A 13,853-nucleotide genomic window follows, 5' to 3' on the forward strand; every position below is an offset into this window, starting at 1 on the left:
AATAGGCTTCGGTTCCCCCTGCCCCATCGGAGATCCCCATGAAAATTCTCGTGGTGCTTACCTCGCACGACCAACTCGGCGACACCGGCAAGAAGACCGGTTTCTGGCTGGAAGAATTCGCCGCGCCCTACTACGCATTCAAGGATGCCGGCGCCGACATCACGCTGGCCTCGCCGCGCGGCGGGCAGCCACCGCTGGACCCCAAGAGCGACGACCCTTCCGCGCAAACCGACGCCACCCGCCGCTTCAAGGCCGACAAGGCAGCGCAAGCGCTGCTGGCCAACACGCACAAACTGCAGGACATGAAAGCGGGCGATTTCGACGCGGTGTTCTACCCGGGTGGTCACGGTCCGCTGTGGGACCTGGCCGAAGACGCCGACTCGATCGCCTTGATTCAATCCACGCTGGCCGCCGGCAAGCCAGTGGCCGCGGTCTGCCACGCGCCGGGTGTATTGCGCCATGTGAAATCAGCCGATGGCCAGCCGCTGGTGCAGGGCAAGTCGGTCACCGGTTTCACCAACTCCGAAGAGGAAGCGGTAGGCCTGACCGGGATCGTGCCGTTCCTGGTGGAAGACATGCTGAAAAACAATGGCGGCCATTACAGCAAAAGCGGCGACTGGCAACCGCATGTGGTCAGCGACGGCTTGCTGATCACCGGACAGAATCCGGCGTCATCCGAACCTGTCGCGCAGGCATTGCTGAAAATGCTGGGCTGAGCACACAGCGCCCGCGAAGCCGTGAGCGACATCGCGGGCGCATCGATCACCCGGCCGGCTGCAGCAAGTCCCAGCCGTTGCCGTACAGATCCTCGAATACCGCCACGGTGCCGTAGGCCTCGTGGCGCGGTTCCTCGCGGAAATGCACACCCGCGTCGCGCATGCGCTGCCAGTCGCGCTGGAAGTCGTCGGTGTGCAGCAGCAGAAACACCCGGCCACCGGTCTGGTTGCCGACGCGCGACGCTTGTTCGTCACCCTTGGCCTTGGCCAGCAGCAGACGCGTTTCGCGGGAACCGGGCGGCGCCAGCAACACCCAGCGCTTGTCGCCGCCCATGTCGGTGTCTTCGATCAGTTCGAAACCGAGAGTATTCGTGTACCAGGCAATCGCCTCGTCGTAATCGGCCACCAGCAATGCCAGTGCGCTCAGGTGTTGCGTCATGAGATGCCTTTCAGTGTGGGTAAGGGGCCGAGTTCGGCCTGCAGCTTCTTCGTCAGCTTCGCGCGCACCGTGACGTAGGCATCCAGCAGCAGCGCCTGCAGCTCGGTGGTGGCGAAGCGCGATGGCTCGGTGACGGAAACCCAGCGCGCCCGCGCCAGATACGGCGCCGGGATGATACCGGGCTGATCGGTCAGTTCGAGGAAGCGCTCGTCCGCCACCTTGAATGCCAGGCGGCCGCCTTCGCGACCATCTTCGTGGGTCATCACGAACATCTTGCCGCCGACGCTGAAGACCAGGTTGTCGCCCCACTTGATGTCCCGGGTGACACCCGGCCAGCGGCCGCAAAGCGCTTCCAGTTGGGACGGGTCGAGACCGTGGCGGGGCTTGCCGGCCATGCGGGATTCCTGCATCAAGGGGAAGCGCGATTGTGCCCCGCTCCGGCTTGCAAGCCACACCGTGAATTTGCGGTGCCGCAACATCCACGGACCGAAGCAATCCGGCCATTGAGCTACCAAACCAGCCACAGGTCCATGATCTGTGTCATTGCATATTCATGCTGCATCGCACACAATACGCGCAAGTACGGAACCTGAATCCGAGCACGCCATGATCCCTGCCATCGACTTTTCCACCCCGTATAGCCATGCGTCACTGCCTCCGCGCAGCCGCGAACGCTTCGGCCGCCCCCGGGTGGTGCCAACAGCCTCCGGTGGCGAAGAGGTACGTACGCGCGATGATCGCGAGCTGGTGCTGCGCGCCATCGAACCCGGCGATGTGGCGGCCATGCAGCGTTGCTTCACCCGCTTGTCGCCGGAGGATGTGCGACGTCGTTTCCTGCACGCCATGTCCGAACTGTCGACGCCGATGGCGCAGCGGCTGTGCCGCATCGATCCGGCCATCGAAACCGCCTATGTGTTGATGGACGAATCGGCCACGCCGGCGGAAATGCGTGGCGTCGGCCGCATCTATGTCGATGAAGCTCTCGCCAGCGCCGAATTCTCGGTGCTGGTGGAGCAGAGCTGGAGCCGTCGCGGCCTCGGCGCGCTGCTGATGCAGCGGCTGGTGAACGACTGCCGCCGCCGCGGGCTGGCCGAGCTGTGGGGCTACGTGCTGATGGAAAACCGGCCGATGCTGGAGCTCTGCCGCGAGCTGGGCTTCACCCAGCGAATGATCCCCGACGAGCCCGGCACGGCGTTGATCCGGCTGGTGCTGTAAGGCTTCAGCCTTTGTCTCCCTCTCCCCTGCGGGGAGAGGGCTGGGTGAGGGGCGGGTCTTGCCCCAAGCCTTCCAGATCGGGCCTTTCAGAAAAACTGCCTGGATCAAATCTCCTCGCGAACTGGCCCCTCACCTTGAGCCTCTTCCCGCAGGAGATAGGGAGAAAGCAGGGCCGCCCGCGCCATCGCGTTACACTTGCCCGCTTTCCCCGGCGCGGCTTTGACGGCCGCGCCATGAGTCAAGCGCACGCCATCATGTCCAGCCCGATCAAGCACCCGCCCCTGCCCACCACGCCCAAGCAGCGCCGTTACTGGGCGCCGCCGCACGGCTCCGCGCGGGCGTTGCTGATTGCCGAGGCGGCGCGCTCGCACGACGGCCTGCTGGTAGCGGTCACACGCGACACCCAGCGTGCTTCGGCACTGGAAGACGAGCTGCGCATCTTCGCCGGCAACCTGCCGGTGCTGCACTTCCCGGACTGGGAAACCCTGCCCTACGACGCGTTCAGCCCGCACCCGCAAATCGTCTCGCAACGCATCGCCACGCTGTATCGCCTGCCCGACGTGAAGCACGGCGTGCTGGTGGTGCCGATGACCACGCTGATGCAACGCATCGCGCCGCGCTCGCACATCACCGGTTCCGGCCTGGTGGTATCAAAAGGACAGAAATACGACCTGGCCGCCGAGCAACGCCGGCTGGAAGCCAGCGGCTATCGCCACGTGCCGCAGGTGGCCGAGCCGGGCGACTTCGCCGTACGCGGCGCGCTGATCGATATCTTCCCGATGGGTACCGTCGAGCCGTACCGCATCGAACTGTTCGACGACGAAGTGGATTCCATCCGCAGCTTCGATCCGGAAACCCAGCGCTCGCAGCAGCAGGTGGACAAGGTCGACCTGCTGCCCGCGCGCGAATTCCCGCTGACCGAGCAGGCCGCGAAGGAATTCCGCGACAACCTGCGCGAACGCTTCCCCATCGACGTGCGCCGCTGCCCGCTCTACCAGGACATGAAGGAAGGCGTGACGCCGGGCGGCATCGAGTACTACCTGCCGCTGTTCTTCGAACACACCGCGACCTTGTTCGACTACCTCGCCAACGATGCGCTGTTCGTGCTGGGCGAAGGTACCGGCGAGGCCAGCGAGGCGTTCTGGACACAGACCGCCGAACGCTATGACCAGCGCGCACACGACATCGAACGCCCGGTGCTGCCACCGACGGAGCTGTACCTGTCGCCCGAACAGTTGCGCGAGCAGTTGAACAAGCGCCTGCGCGTGGAAGTGGTCGACAGCAGCCACGAACATGCCGTGGCCGCCGGCACGCAGCCGGCGCCGGAACTGCCGCTCAGCCGCAAGGGCGAGGAACCCGGCACCTCGCTGCGCCACTTCCTCGAAAACTATCCGGGCCGCGTACTGATCGCAGCCGACTCGGCCGGCCGGCGCGAAGCGCTGATCGAAACGCTGGCCAGTGCGGGGCTGAAGCCCGAAAACGTTGAAGGCTGGCCTGCGTTTCTCCTCCCCCTGCACGCAGGGGAGGGAGTCAGATTCGCCATCACCATCGCCTCGCTCGAACAGGGTTTCGCTCTCACCAAGCCTGCGCTCACCGTACTCACCGAACGCGAGCTGTTCGGCGAGCGCGTACGCACCGAGCGACGCAAGCGGCGCGGCGCGGCGCGCGACCCCGAAAGCATCATCCGCGACCTCACCGAACTCTCGGAAGGCTCGCCGATCGTGCACGTCGACCATGGCGTGGGCCGCTACCACGGCTTGGTGTCGATGGAACTGGGTGGCATGGAAGGCGAGTTCCTGATCATCGAATACGCCAAGGGCGACAAGCTCTACGTGCCGGTGGCGCAGCTTGGCCTGGTCAGTCGCTACAGCGGCACCGCGCCGGAACTGGCGCCGCTGCATTCGCTGGGCGGCGATGCGTGGGAGCGCGCACGCAAGAAGGCCGCCGAGAAGGTGCGCGACGTGGCGGCCGAACTGCTGGCCATCTACGCACAGCGCGAGGCGCGGGGTGGTCAAGCCATGCCGATCGACCGTCAGCTGGTCGAGGAATTCGGCGCCAGCTTCCCGTTCGAGGAAACCCCCGACCAGGAACAGGCGATCGACGCGGTGCTCGCCGACCTGGCCGCGCCACGCGCAATGGATCGCGTGATCTGCGGCGACGTCGGTTTCGGCAAGACCGAAGTGGCCCTGCGCGCCGCCTTCGCCACCGCCACCGCGGGCAAGCAGGTGGCCGTGCTGGTGCCCACCACGCTGCTCGCCCAGCAGCATTACAGCAACTTCGCCGACCGCTTTGCCGACTGGCCGGTGAAGGTGGACGTGCTGTCGCGTTTCCGTTCGTCCAAGGAAGTGAACGAGGCACTGAAGCGGCTCGCCGACGGCCAGATCGACGTGATCGTGGGCACCCACAAGCTGCTGCAGTCGGACATCAAGTTCAAGAACCTCGGCTTGGTGGTGGTGGACGAGGAACAGCGTTTCGGCGTGCGCCAGAAGGAGCAACTGAAGAAGCTGCGCGCGGAAGTCGACCTGCTCACCATGACCGCCACGCCGATCCCGCGCACGCTGAACATGGCGATGAGCGGCCTGCGCGACCTGTCGCTGATCACCACCCCACCCGCGCACCGCATGGCCGTCCGCACCTTCATCTCGGCGTGGGACCCCGCAACCATCCGCGAGGCGTTCCAGCGCGAACTGCAGCGCGGCGGCCAGGTGTTCTTCCTGCACAACGAGGTGCAGACCATCGAGCGCACCCTGCGCGAACTGGAAGAACTGGTGCCCGATGCGCGCATCGGCGTGGCGCACGGCCAGATGGCCGAGCGCGAGCTGGAAAAGGTGATGGCGGATTTCCACCGCCAGCGCTTCAACGTGCTGGTATGCACCACCATCATCGAAACCGGCATCGACATTCCCACCGCCAACACCATCATCATCAACCGCGCCGACCGCTTCGGCCTGGCCCAGCTGCACCAGTTGCGCGGTCGCGTGGGCCGTTCGCACCACCGCGCCTATGCCTATCTGATCGTGCCGGATCGCAAGTCGATCACCGCCGATGCCGAGAAACGCCTGGAAGCGCTGGCCTCGCTGGAAGAACTCGGCGCCGGCTTCACCCTGGCCACGCACGACCTGGAAATCCGCGGCGCTGGCGAACTGCTGGGCGACGAGCAATCCGGCCAGATCCAGGAGATCGGCTTCGGCCTCTACACCGAGCTGCTCGACCGCGCCGTGCGCGCACTGAAGAGCGGCAAGGTGCCCGACTTCGACCTGACGAGCGAGCACGAGACGGAGGTGGAACTGCACCTGCCGGCGCTGATTCCGGACGATTACCTGCCCGACGTGCACGCGCGCCTGACCCTGTACAAACGCATCGCCAGCGCCCGCAACGACGACCACCTGCGCGACCTGCAAGTGGAAATGATCGACCGCTTCGGCCTGCTGCCCGAGCCGACCAAAACCCTGTTCGCGCTATCCAGCCTCAAGCTGATGGCCACGCCACTCGGCATCCGCAAACTCGACTTCGGTGCCAACGGCGGCCGCATCACTTTCCGCGAAAAACCGGAAGTCGATCCGATGGCCATCATCAAGCTGATCCAGAGCCTGCCGCGTGTATACAAGCTCGAAGGCCAGGACAAGCTGCGCATCACCCTCGACCTGCCCGGCGCCACCGAACGCATTCGCAGCGCGCAGGAAGTGCTGGTACTGCTGGGTGCGCGACGACCGGGTTAGAAGCGAGGAGTGAGTGGAGAGGAGTGAGGCGATAGAGAAAGCGGAAACGCAGCACTTCTCTCACGTCTCACTCCTCTCCGCTTACTCCTCGCTTATCCATGACAGCTGTCAATGGCCCCCGCGCTACTGCGCCCGGACAATCGCCTCGTTCACGGGAGAATGCGATATGCCGGGGAAACCGCAATTCGGCATCGACGCACCCACGCTCGTGCTCGGCTTCGCCATCGGTGGGCCGTTGCTGATCGCGCTCAGTTTCGCCGGCTTTCTCGCCCCGTCCCAGCCACTGGTATGGACGATGCGCTACACCGGCGCGATCCTCGCCGCCGAAGCCGCCTTGATGACGCTGAGCAGCCTGTACGGCAAGCGCGCGTTGCTGCGCCGAATGATCGCCTCGCTCGCACTTCGCGGCGACGAACACCTGCTGGACGTGGGCTGCGGACGCGGCATGCTGCTGCTTGAAGCGGCACGCCACCTGCCACGAGGCCACGCCACCGGACTGGATCTGTGGAGCACTCGCGACCAGAGCGGCAACGCCGCCGGCGCCACCACACGCAACGCCGAACTGGCCGGTCTCACCGAGCGTGTGCAGATCGACACCGGCGACATGCGCCGCATGCCCTACCCCGATGCCAGCTTCGACGTGATCGTCTCCAGCCTCGCCATCCACAACCTGCCCACGCAAACCGACCGCGAGCAAGCCGTGCGCGAGATCGCGCGCGTGCTGAAACCCGGTGGCCGCGTCGCCCTGCTCGACTTCCGCCACACCGCCGACTACGCCCACACCCTGCGCGCCAACGGTCTGGCCGACGCTCGCCGCGATGGGCCAGGATTCCTGATGTTCCCATGGACATGGGTCGTGCGCGGGCACAAGGGCGAAGGCTGAGCGTCAGCGATCCAGCGGATTCAACACGCACTGTTCGCCACGATTGAGCACATGGGTGCAGACCTGCGCCGCACATGGACGTACCAATGCCGCGGGCGCTGTTTGCCATCAGCCAGAATGAATCGCCAGATTTAATCCACGCAAACGCGTTCCGTATGCAAGTTGTAATGCTTCAAGCGCAACCGTGCCCGCACCTGATCCAGCAACCGCGGCGTTGTCGGCCCCGTTACACCCTCACTTTCGCCCGGTAACTCATACCGCCCCAAACGTCGCTGATAACAGCGACAGCATGCTTGCTCACCAGCCCAAGAGCATCCGTGCAAAGCCATGATCTGATGAAAGAATCCGCCGCTTGCGCGGTCAGGATAGGCGCGACATACTCGGTGCAACACCCCACTTTTAGGGCCTACTAAGCGTTAGGCAACAGGGGACGCCATGAATACTCTTCGCATGATTTGGCTCGCAACAATCGTTCTCGGCATTGGCGTAGAAGTCATCCTGCTTTCACTTCAAGCTGAGGCGTTGCGCCGCTATGGGCACAGCAGCTTTTGGCTACTTATAGTTGGTAGCGCATGTGCCGCCGTCTATGCGGCGATCGGAGCCATCCCTTACTTCATCACCCTCAGCGCAGCAGCGCTTACCAACCTTCTAAGTATCGGGCTGGCATTTGCCTTAGTCGGCGTCATATTTGGTGTGTGGGGCACTGTGTCGCTATTTCGTCGATTTGGGCAGCTTCATCGGGTATCAATTGGTGTAAGCGACGAGGCTGCCTAAGGATGTTCTGATTTTGCCCGTCATCCCAGCGAGGCGCTTTTCAACGGCCGAAGGGCCGGTCAAGCTGGGATCCAGTGTCTATAGGCCATTGAAAGCAAAGACGCTGGATTCCTGCTTGACCAGCCCTTCGGCTGTTGAGAGCCGCAGGAATGACGGGAAAAAGCAGATTGATCAGGCCTTCCCTAACTCGTTCAAGGCGCTCAATTCCAGCGTTGGGCCAGTCTAGACGTCACAAAGGTTGATGCATGGAACTGACGAATTTCGACCAATACCAGGATCTCTGTGGCGAGTTCCAAACTCAGTGGGTCGCGCTCCTACGTGACACTCTGCGAAAACACGGAATCCCGGACCGCTCCGCAAAATCAATTTGCGGTGACTTTAGCTTCGATTTATCTATGCTGTTCGATCAGGGCGAGCTCGAATATAAAGGTACCGCGTACCGCCCAGTTGTCGCGTTCACGGACGACGATGAAAGTGCAAAAGTAGTTCTTCGCACAGATGGTCCTCAGTTTCACGAGTACGCCTTCGGTACAACGGCTGACGCCTATGATCTTGATGCATAAATCATCTGTTTTTGGCGCACCGCATTGTGCAGACTGTGTTGCATCGTTCTCATGTAGTAAATTCTGCGCACCTTCACGCGACAAGCCGTCCAAATGTGCCTCGTCGCAGTCGTCTAACATCTCGTTCGAGGCGCCCTCCCAATTCCAGCGTTGATACCTAAGGAGAGCTTCATGCAGGAAAGCGATTTCGAGTACGTAGGCTTCTGGCCACGGGTTGGCGCATCCATCATCGATGCCATCATCGTGTTCATCATTACCGCACCGCCGCTGCTCGCCATCTACGGCTGGGGCTACTTCATAAACAATAATGGACCGCTTGTTGCCGGTCCCGCTGACTTCTTGCTTTCTTGGGTTTTGCCTGCTGTGGCCGTCATCCTCTTCTGGCTTTACAAGCAAGCCACCCCTGGCAAGATGGTAGTGTCTGCCCGAGTAGTGGACGCAAGAACCGGGAAAACGCTCACCGTCGGCCAATCGATCGGTCGTTACCTTGCATACTTCGTCGCGATTCTGCCCCTTTTCCTCGGCATCATCTGGGTTGCTTTCGATCCTCGCAAGCAGGGTTGGCACGACAAATTGGCCGGCTCTGTCGCTGTTCGCCCCAAGCACCGTGGCCCTGAGCCAGTTAGGTTCGGCGGCTAACCAACCGGTGTCCACCTCTGCGCATGAAATCTCTCAATCTCACCGCCAGGTGCAGGTATGGAAACTCAATCACACAACGTACCGTCCCGGGTGGCAGTTCGCTGGCCGTTCCGCATCCTTGCCGCCATCATCGTCTTGGCGGGGCTTGTTGCGGTCGTGGGCGCAACGCTTGCATGGTGGTCCCATGGCGCGGGCTTACCCAAGTGGCGAATGCTGTTCGCGCTCCCAGGCGTCGCCTGGCTGATTCGCGTGGCGTGGACGTCTGCCATCCGCGGTCGTCCACCGGTATCCGAGTATTGGCCGTTTGCCTCCCAAAACATTTTCACGGTGTACGTCATCGTTTTCCTGGTGGCTTCGTACGCCTGATCCATCCGCAAGCGAATCGCTCCGCAGGCTTTGAGGAGGCTCCCGACATGACCTACGACCAATCGCAAATCGACGATGCAGTGCTCGCGCTACTTGCAGCATTCAGTTTTGACGGGTACCGGGCATGGAAAGGGTTTGACTTTGATGTCATGGATCGCCTGTGTGAGCAGGGCTTCATCGACAACCCGGTGGGCAAAGCCAAGTCGGTGTGGCTCACCCCGGAAGGTCTTGAGCGCGGCCGCGCCTTGGCCGAGCGCCTGTTTTGCGCCAGCCCACGCCATCCCGGCTGACATCTCATTCGAGGCGGGTGGCTGCACCGCCGCTCGACTTGCCAACTCCCCTTGAACTTGACCGGTCATGGCCGGGAGTTCTGCATGCGCTCGCGCTTTTGATCTGCGATTTCGATGGCACGCTGGCGAATACGCGCAAGGCTGTATGGATGTGAATGCACGCTGCCGCCACCAGTAGTGCGTGAGGCTTGCCGTCCCCGGATGCCCGCCACTGGCATTGCGCGCCCTGGTGGTCGATCATCGGACGCGTTGATGGCCCGGGATGACCGGGGAACCATCAGCACCCACATGAATGACGAGGTGTCCCATGAAATCCATCGTCACCGCACTATCCCTTCTGGCATTCGCCTGCGCTTCCGGCGTTTCGGCGGCACCCGCCACATCGCATGACCCGGCTTACCATCCGCTACGCCCGGTGTCCTCGTGCCTGCAAACCGATCGCATCAACGAGTGGTACATCGTGGATGCGCGTACGGCCATCGTTCGCACCGGGCCGGATCGCTTTCTGGTGAAACTGCAGTCGGATTGCCCGCGCCTGGGCTATCCGCCCAAGGGATTGATCTTCCACTCGAACCCGGCCAACCAGGCGGTGATGCCGTGGCGCATCTGCGGCGAAGTCGGCGAAACCGTGCGCTCGCGCAACCAGCCACCGTGCGCGATCCAGTCAGTCAGCAAGATCGACAAGGCCGAGTTCGACCGTCTGCGCAAACATGCCGTCCGCCACGGCACGGGCGCGAACCAGCCGAGCAAGCCCTGAATCTCGTCCCGTCATCCATCGGCAGGAGCGGCTTCAGCCACGATGCTTTTGGCAGGGCGTCCGAACAGCCCTGAAAAGCATCGCCCGCGAGCGGGCTCCTGCCGGCGAAACAGTGCTGTCCGAGGGGATGTGGAACCGGCCCCGGCAGTTTGCACGGCACAGAGGCACGAAGCCCGGCATGGAGCCGGGCTTCGCTTTGCACTTTTGCAGACTGGAACGAGCGATCAGTTGCCGTAGTAACCGTCGTCGCGGACGTAACGCGTCGGCCCGTTGTCGTAGACCACGGTACGCGTGGTCACTACGCGACGCGTGACAGGACCACTTTCGTAAACCACCGGCGCACCGTTTTCATAGACCACGGTGGAAGGCGGCCCGTAGATCACGGGGGGCTGCTCGTACACCACGGGCGGGTTCAGCGCATTGCTGACCAGACCCACGACCGCGCCGGTGATAAGCGCGCCGGCGATCCAGCGACCGCCGCTCCAATGACCGCCGCGGTAGTAATGGCCGTGATAACCGCCGTGGTAGCCGTGGTAGCCACCGTGATAGCCGCCACCGTGGCCCCAGCCGTGCGCCGAAGCACCCAATGGCATTGCCACCGCCGCGGCCAACCCAAGGCCGATCGCCATCCACTTGCCGAGAGATTGCTTGGTCATGAGAGACCTCCGGTTGTTCATGGGGCTCATGCTGGGCCGTCGGCACTTAATCAAAACTGAAGGGTTCACTTTTTAATGCGAGCGCTGTCCCAGGGATTCACATTGGCGTCAGGCCGATGTGGCCGAAGCAGCCAGCAGCCATGGATATCGGCGCGGCGGGCGAAATCGAACGGAATGCTGGGCGCGCTCCAGTCCTCGATCTCGAACCGTTCCGCCAACGCTTCGTGGTCGAGCTTGAAGCGGCGGAAATTGTTGGAAAAAACGATCACGCCATCGCCGGCCAGGCGCTCACCGCAGGCTTCCAGCAGTTTCACGTGGTCGCGCTGCACATCGAAATCGTCGGCGCGTTTGGAGTTGGAGAACGTCGGCGGATCGACGTAGATCAGCCCGTAATGCGCTTGATCGCGTTGCAGGAAAGCCAGCGCATCGGCCTGCATCAGGCGATGCTTGGCGCCGGTGAAGCCGTTCAACGCCAGGTTGCGCGAGGCCCAATCCAGATACGTGGCGGACAGGTCGACACTGGTGGTGTCGCGTGCACCGCCGGCCGCGGCGTACACGCTGGCCGTGGCGGTATAGGCGAACAGATTGAGGAAACGACGATCCTTGGCCAGCTCGCGCAGCTTCGCGCGAACCAGGCGGTGGTCGAGGAACAGGCCGGTGTCGAGATAGTCGGTAAGGTTGACGCGGAACGTGAGCGCGCCCTCCTCCACGTCGATGAACTCGCCGCGCTGGTCGAACTGGCCATACTTGGAGCCGCCCTTGCCGCGCTCGCGCGTCTTCAGCGCAATGCGCTCGCGCGGCACACCGAACACCTCGCCGGCCACGCGCACGACCTCGCGCAAGCGCGTGCGCGCGACGTCGGCCGGGATCTCGGCCGGGGCGCGGTATTCCTGGACATGCAGATGGTCGTGGCCACGCGTGTCACCGTACACGTCGATGGCCACGGCGTATTCGGGCAAGTCCTGGTCGTAGCCGCGCCAGCAGCGGATGCCTTCGCGCTGTACCCGCTTGCGCAGGTGGCGCAGGTTCTTTTCCAGCCGGTTCTTCAGCATCTGCGCGCCGGGCGACAGCGGCTTCGGTTCGCGCGGAGTGTCATCGCGCGCATGCAGCTCGAAGGTGAGCAGCACGGTTTCCAGTGCGCCGTTGTAGAGCGCGTATTTCTTTTCCGCGCGCAAGGCCAGGGTACGGCCGAGTTCGGCATCGCCCGCAAGCACGGCGGCGCGCCAGCCGGTGAAGCGCGTGCGCAACGCATCGCCCACGGAGCGGTACAACGCCGGCATCTGCGCGCGTTCGCCCAGGCGCTCGCCATACGGCGGATTGGTGACGACCAGGCCCGTTGCCACGCCCGGCGGCGGCGCGGCGTGCGCCACGTCGCGCTTCTCCAGCGTGAAGAAGCCGGCCACGCCCGCCTCCTGCGCGTTGCGCTTGGCGGTCTGCACCATGCGTGGATCGGCATCGGAGCCGAAGAAGCACGGGCGCAAGCTGCGCAGGCCGGCTTCGGCGCGCTGGCGCGCCTCGTCCAGCAGGCCACGCCACAACGCGATGTCATGCTGCTGCCAGCCAAGGAACCCGTAGTAGTCGCGGTGCAGGCCGGGTGCCACGTCGGCCGCCATCCACGCGCCCTCGATCAGCAAGGTGCCCGAGCCGCACATGGGATCGAGCAGCGCCCCGCCCGCAGCGTAGGTTTCCGGCCAGCGCGCGCGCAGCAGGATCGCCGCGGCGAGGTTTTCCTTCAGCGGCGCCTCGCCCTGCAGCTCGCGCCAACCGCGTCGGTGCAATGGTGAACCGGCCAGATCCAGCGACACGATGGCGCGATCACGGCGCAAGTGCAGGTTGATGCGCACATCCGGCTCGTCGGTATCCACGCCCGGACGTGTGCCGTCCTTCTGGCGGAACTGGTCGACCACGGCGTCCTTCACCCGCTGGGCGATGAACTGGCTGTGGGTGAGCTTGCTCTGCGCAGTGTGCGCATCCACCGCCAGGGTGGCATGGGCGGCCAGGTGCAGCGACCAGTCGATAGCCTGCACGCCGGTGTACAGCGCATCGTCATCGGCGGCGTCGAATTCGGCCAGCGGCATCAGGATGCGGCTGGCCAGGCGCGACCACAGGCATGCGCGGTAGCCGGTTTCCAGCGTGCCGGAGAAGTACACCCCGGCCAGCGCCTCGCGGACATCCTGCGCGCCCATGGCGACCAGTTCGTCGCGCAACAAGTATTCCAGGCCCTTCGGGCAGGTGGCGAAATAGGCGTTCAAGCGGAGGCTGCCAATGTCGTGAGGAAATGTCGGAACTGCGCGGCGATCATGTCCATGCTGTCGATCAGTCGGTGATTGTCGTCAAGCACCACCAGCGGCAGGTGACGACGACCCGCAAATGCATGCACGCCAGCCAGCGGACAGACTTCGTCGCGCCAGCCGTGGATCAGCAATGTCGGCACGTCCGCGCGCGTATCGAACGCACGCGGATAACCGGGGATCGCGCTGGGCGTGGCCAGCAGGAACAGGCCGGCCACCGGCACATCGAGCGAGGCCAGGCCGGAAGCGAATGCGCCCATGCTGGAGCCCACCAGCACCGGCGCGACCGGGCTGGCCTCGATGGTGGCGCGCAGGCGGGCGATGCGTGGCGCCACCGATCCGGCAAAGCCGCGCGCATCGTCGTGGCGGTAGTCCGGCCGCTGCGTGTCCCAGCCCAGCGACTCGGCCAGTGCTGCCAGCGCACTGACCTTGGTGGCGTCGGGGCTGGAATCCGAGCCGTGCGAAAGAATGATCCGGCCGCGCATCGCGGTCTCCATGGCATGGTGCTGAGGCGCCCATGATAGCCGGCAACCGTGCGAGACTCC

At 64.0% G+C, this 13,853-nt stretch carries 15 protein-coding genes; 10 read left to right on the forward strand and 5 right to left on the reverse strand.

All coding sequences use genetic code 11. The features are described 5' to 3' along the window. Nucleotides 1-38: 38 nt before the first annotated feature. A complete protein-coding gene (locus AB7849_RS00250) occupies nucleotides 39-716 on the forward strand; it encodes a type 1 glutamine amidotransferase domain-containing protein (RefSeq protein ID WP_008214148.1) in 678 nt (225 codons plus the stop codon). 46 nt (nucleotides 717-762) lie between these two features. Here the strand turns inward: AB7849_RS00250 and AB7849_RS00255 are convergent, their stop codons facing one another. Both AB7849_RS00255 and AB7849_RS00260 read right to left on the reverse strand, forming a co-directional pair. After that, the gene (locus AB7849_RS00255; RefSeq protein WP_008214146.1) at nucleotides 763-1,155 is read right to left on the reverse strand and encodes a VOC family protein; all 393 of its coding nucleotides are present in this window, start codon (nucleotides 1,153-1,155) and stop codon (nucleotides 763-765) included. Next, nucleotides 1,152-1,550 carry an MmcQ/YjbR family DNA-binding protein gene (locus AB7849_RS00260; protein WP_008214144.1) on the reverse strand — a complete coding sequence of 133 codons (399 nt, stop codon included), beginning with the start codon at nucleotides 1,548-1,550 and terminating at the stop codon, nucleotides 1,152-1,154. The genes AB7849_RS00255 and AB7849_RS00260 overlap by 4 nt, the downstream gene beginning before the upstream one ends. Before the next feature lie 211 nt (nucleotides 1,551-1,761). Between AB7849_RS00260 and AB7849_RS00265 the strand changes: the two genes are divergently transcribed. From AB7849_RS00265 to AB7849_RS00305, 9 genes are all read left to right on the forward strand, one after another. Continuing rightward, the gene (locus AB7849_RS00265; RefSeq protein ID WP_008214142.1) at nucleotides 1,762-2,370 is read left to right on the forward strand and encodes a GNAT family N-acetyltransferase; all 609 of its coding nucleotides are present in this window, start codon (nucleotides 1,762-1,764) and stop codon (nucleotides 2,368-2,370) included. A gap of 254 nt (nucleotides 2,371-2,624) precedes the next feature. Further along, a complete protein-coding gene (gene mfd / locus AB7849_RS00270; protein WP_369500536.1) occupies nucleotides 2,625-6,089 on the forward strand; it encodes a transcription-repair coupling factor in 3,465 nt (1,154 codons plus the stop codon). A 166-nt stretch (nucleotides 6,090-6,255) separates the two neighbouring features. Further along, complete coding sequence (locus tag AB7849_RS00275; protein ID WP_369500471.1) at nucleotides 6,256-6,972, forward strand: class I SAM-dependent methyltransferase; 717 nt, start codon at nucleotides 6,256-6,258, stop codon at nucleotides 6,970-6,972. A gap of 435 nt (nucleotides 6,973-7,407) precedes the next feature. Next, nucleotides 7,408-7,746 (forward strand): hypothetical protein, encoded by a 339-nt coding sequence (locus AB7849_RS00280; protein WP_037101315.1) that lies wholly within the window; start codon nucleotides 7,408-7,410, stop codon nucleotides 7,744-7,746. Nucleotides 7,747-7,991: 245 nt separating this feature from the next. Beyond that, nucleotides 7,992-8,309, forward strand: a complete 318-nt coding sequence (locus AB7849_RS00285; protein WP_037100874.1) for a hypothetical protein — start codon at nucleotides 7,992-7,994, stop codon at nucleotides 8,307-8,309. A 171-nt stretch (nucleotides 8,310-8,480) separates the two neighbouring features. Continuing rightward, a complete protein-coding gene (locus AB7849_RS00290; RefSeq protein ID WP_369500472.1) occupies nucleotides 8,481-8,948 on the forward strand; it encodes an RDD family protein in 468 nt (155 codons plus the stop codon). 57 nt (nucleotides 8,949-9,005) lie between these two features. Continuing rightward, the gene (locus AB7849_RS00295) at nucleotides 9,006-9,314 is read left to right on the forward strand and encodes a hypothetical protein (RefSeq protein WP_157618138.1); all 309 of its coding nucleotides are present in this window, start codon (nucleotides 9,006-9,008) and stop codon (nucleotides 9,312-9,314) included. A gap of 47 nt (nucleotides 9,315-9,361) precedes the next feature. Beyond that, nucleotides 9,362-9,604, forward strand: coding sequence for a DUF6429 family protein (locus AB7849_RS00300; protein ID WP_008213493.1), 243 nt, complete (start codon nucleotides 9,362-9,364; stop codon nucleotides 9,602-9,604). Nucleotides 9,605-9,911: 307 nt separating this feature from the next. Further along, the gene (locus tag AB7849_RS00305) at nucleotides 9,912-10,361 is read left to right on the forward strand and encodes a DUF6491 family protein (protein WP_008213492.1); all 450 of its coding nucleotides are present in this window, start codon (nucleotides 9,912-9,914) and stop codon (nucleotides 10,359-10,361) included. 224 nt (nucleotides 10,362-10,585) lie between these two features. On the opposite strand, the gene AB7849_RS00310 is transcribed toward AB7849_RS00305, so the two are convergent. The 3 genes from AB7849_RS00310 to AB7849_RS00320 all read right to left on the reverse strand — a co-directional run bounded on the left by AB7849_RS00310 (nucleotide 10,586) and on the right by AB7849_RS00320 (nucleotide 13,793). Beyond that, nucleotides 10,586-11,017 (reverse strand): hypothetical protein, encoded by a 432-nt coding sequence (locus tag AB7849_RS00310; protein WP_008213490.1) that lies wholly within the window; start codon nucleotides 11,015-11,017, stop codon nucleotides 10,586-10,588. A gap of 65 nt (nucleotides 11,018-11,082) precedes the next feature. After that, a complete protein-coding gene (gene rlmKL, locus AB7849_RS00315; protein ID WP_008213489.1) occupies nucleotides 11,083-13,269 on the reverse strand; it encodes a bifunctional 23S rRNA (guanine(2069)-N(7))-methyltransferase RlmK/23S rRNA (guanine(2445)-N(2))-methyltransferase RlmL in 2,187 nt (728 codons plus the stop codon). Then, nucleotides 13,266-13,793, reverse strand: a complete 528-nt coding sequence (locus AB7849_RS00320) for an alpha/beta hydrolase (protein WP_147627735.1) — start codon at nucleotides 13,791-13,793, stop codon at nucleotides 13,266-13,268. The genes rlmKL and AB7849_RS00320 overlap by 4 nt, the downstream gene beginning before the upstream one ends. Nucleotides 13,794-13,853 lie beyond the last annotated feature (60 nt).

The sequence above is a fragment of the Rhodanobacter sp. FW021-MT20 genome, from assembly GCF_041107475.1.
Classification (GTDB): domain Bacteria; phylum Pseudomonadota; class Gammaproteobacteria; order Xanthomonadales; family Rhodanobacteraceae; genus Rhodanobacter_A; species Rhodanobacter_A glycinis.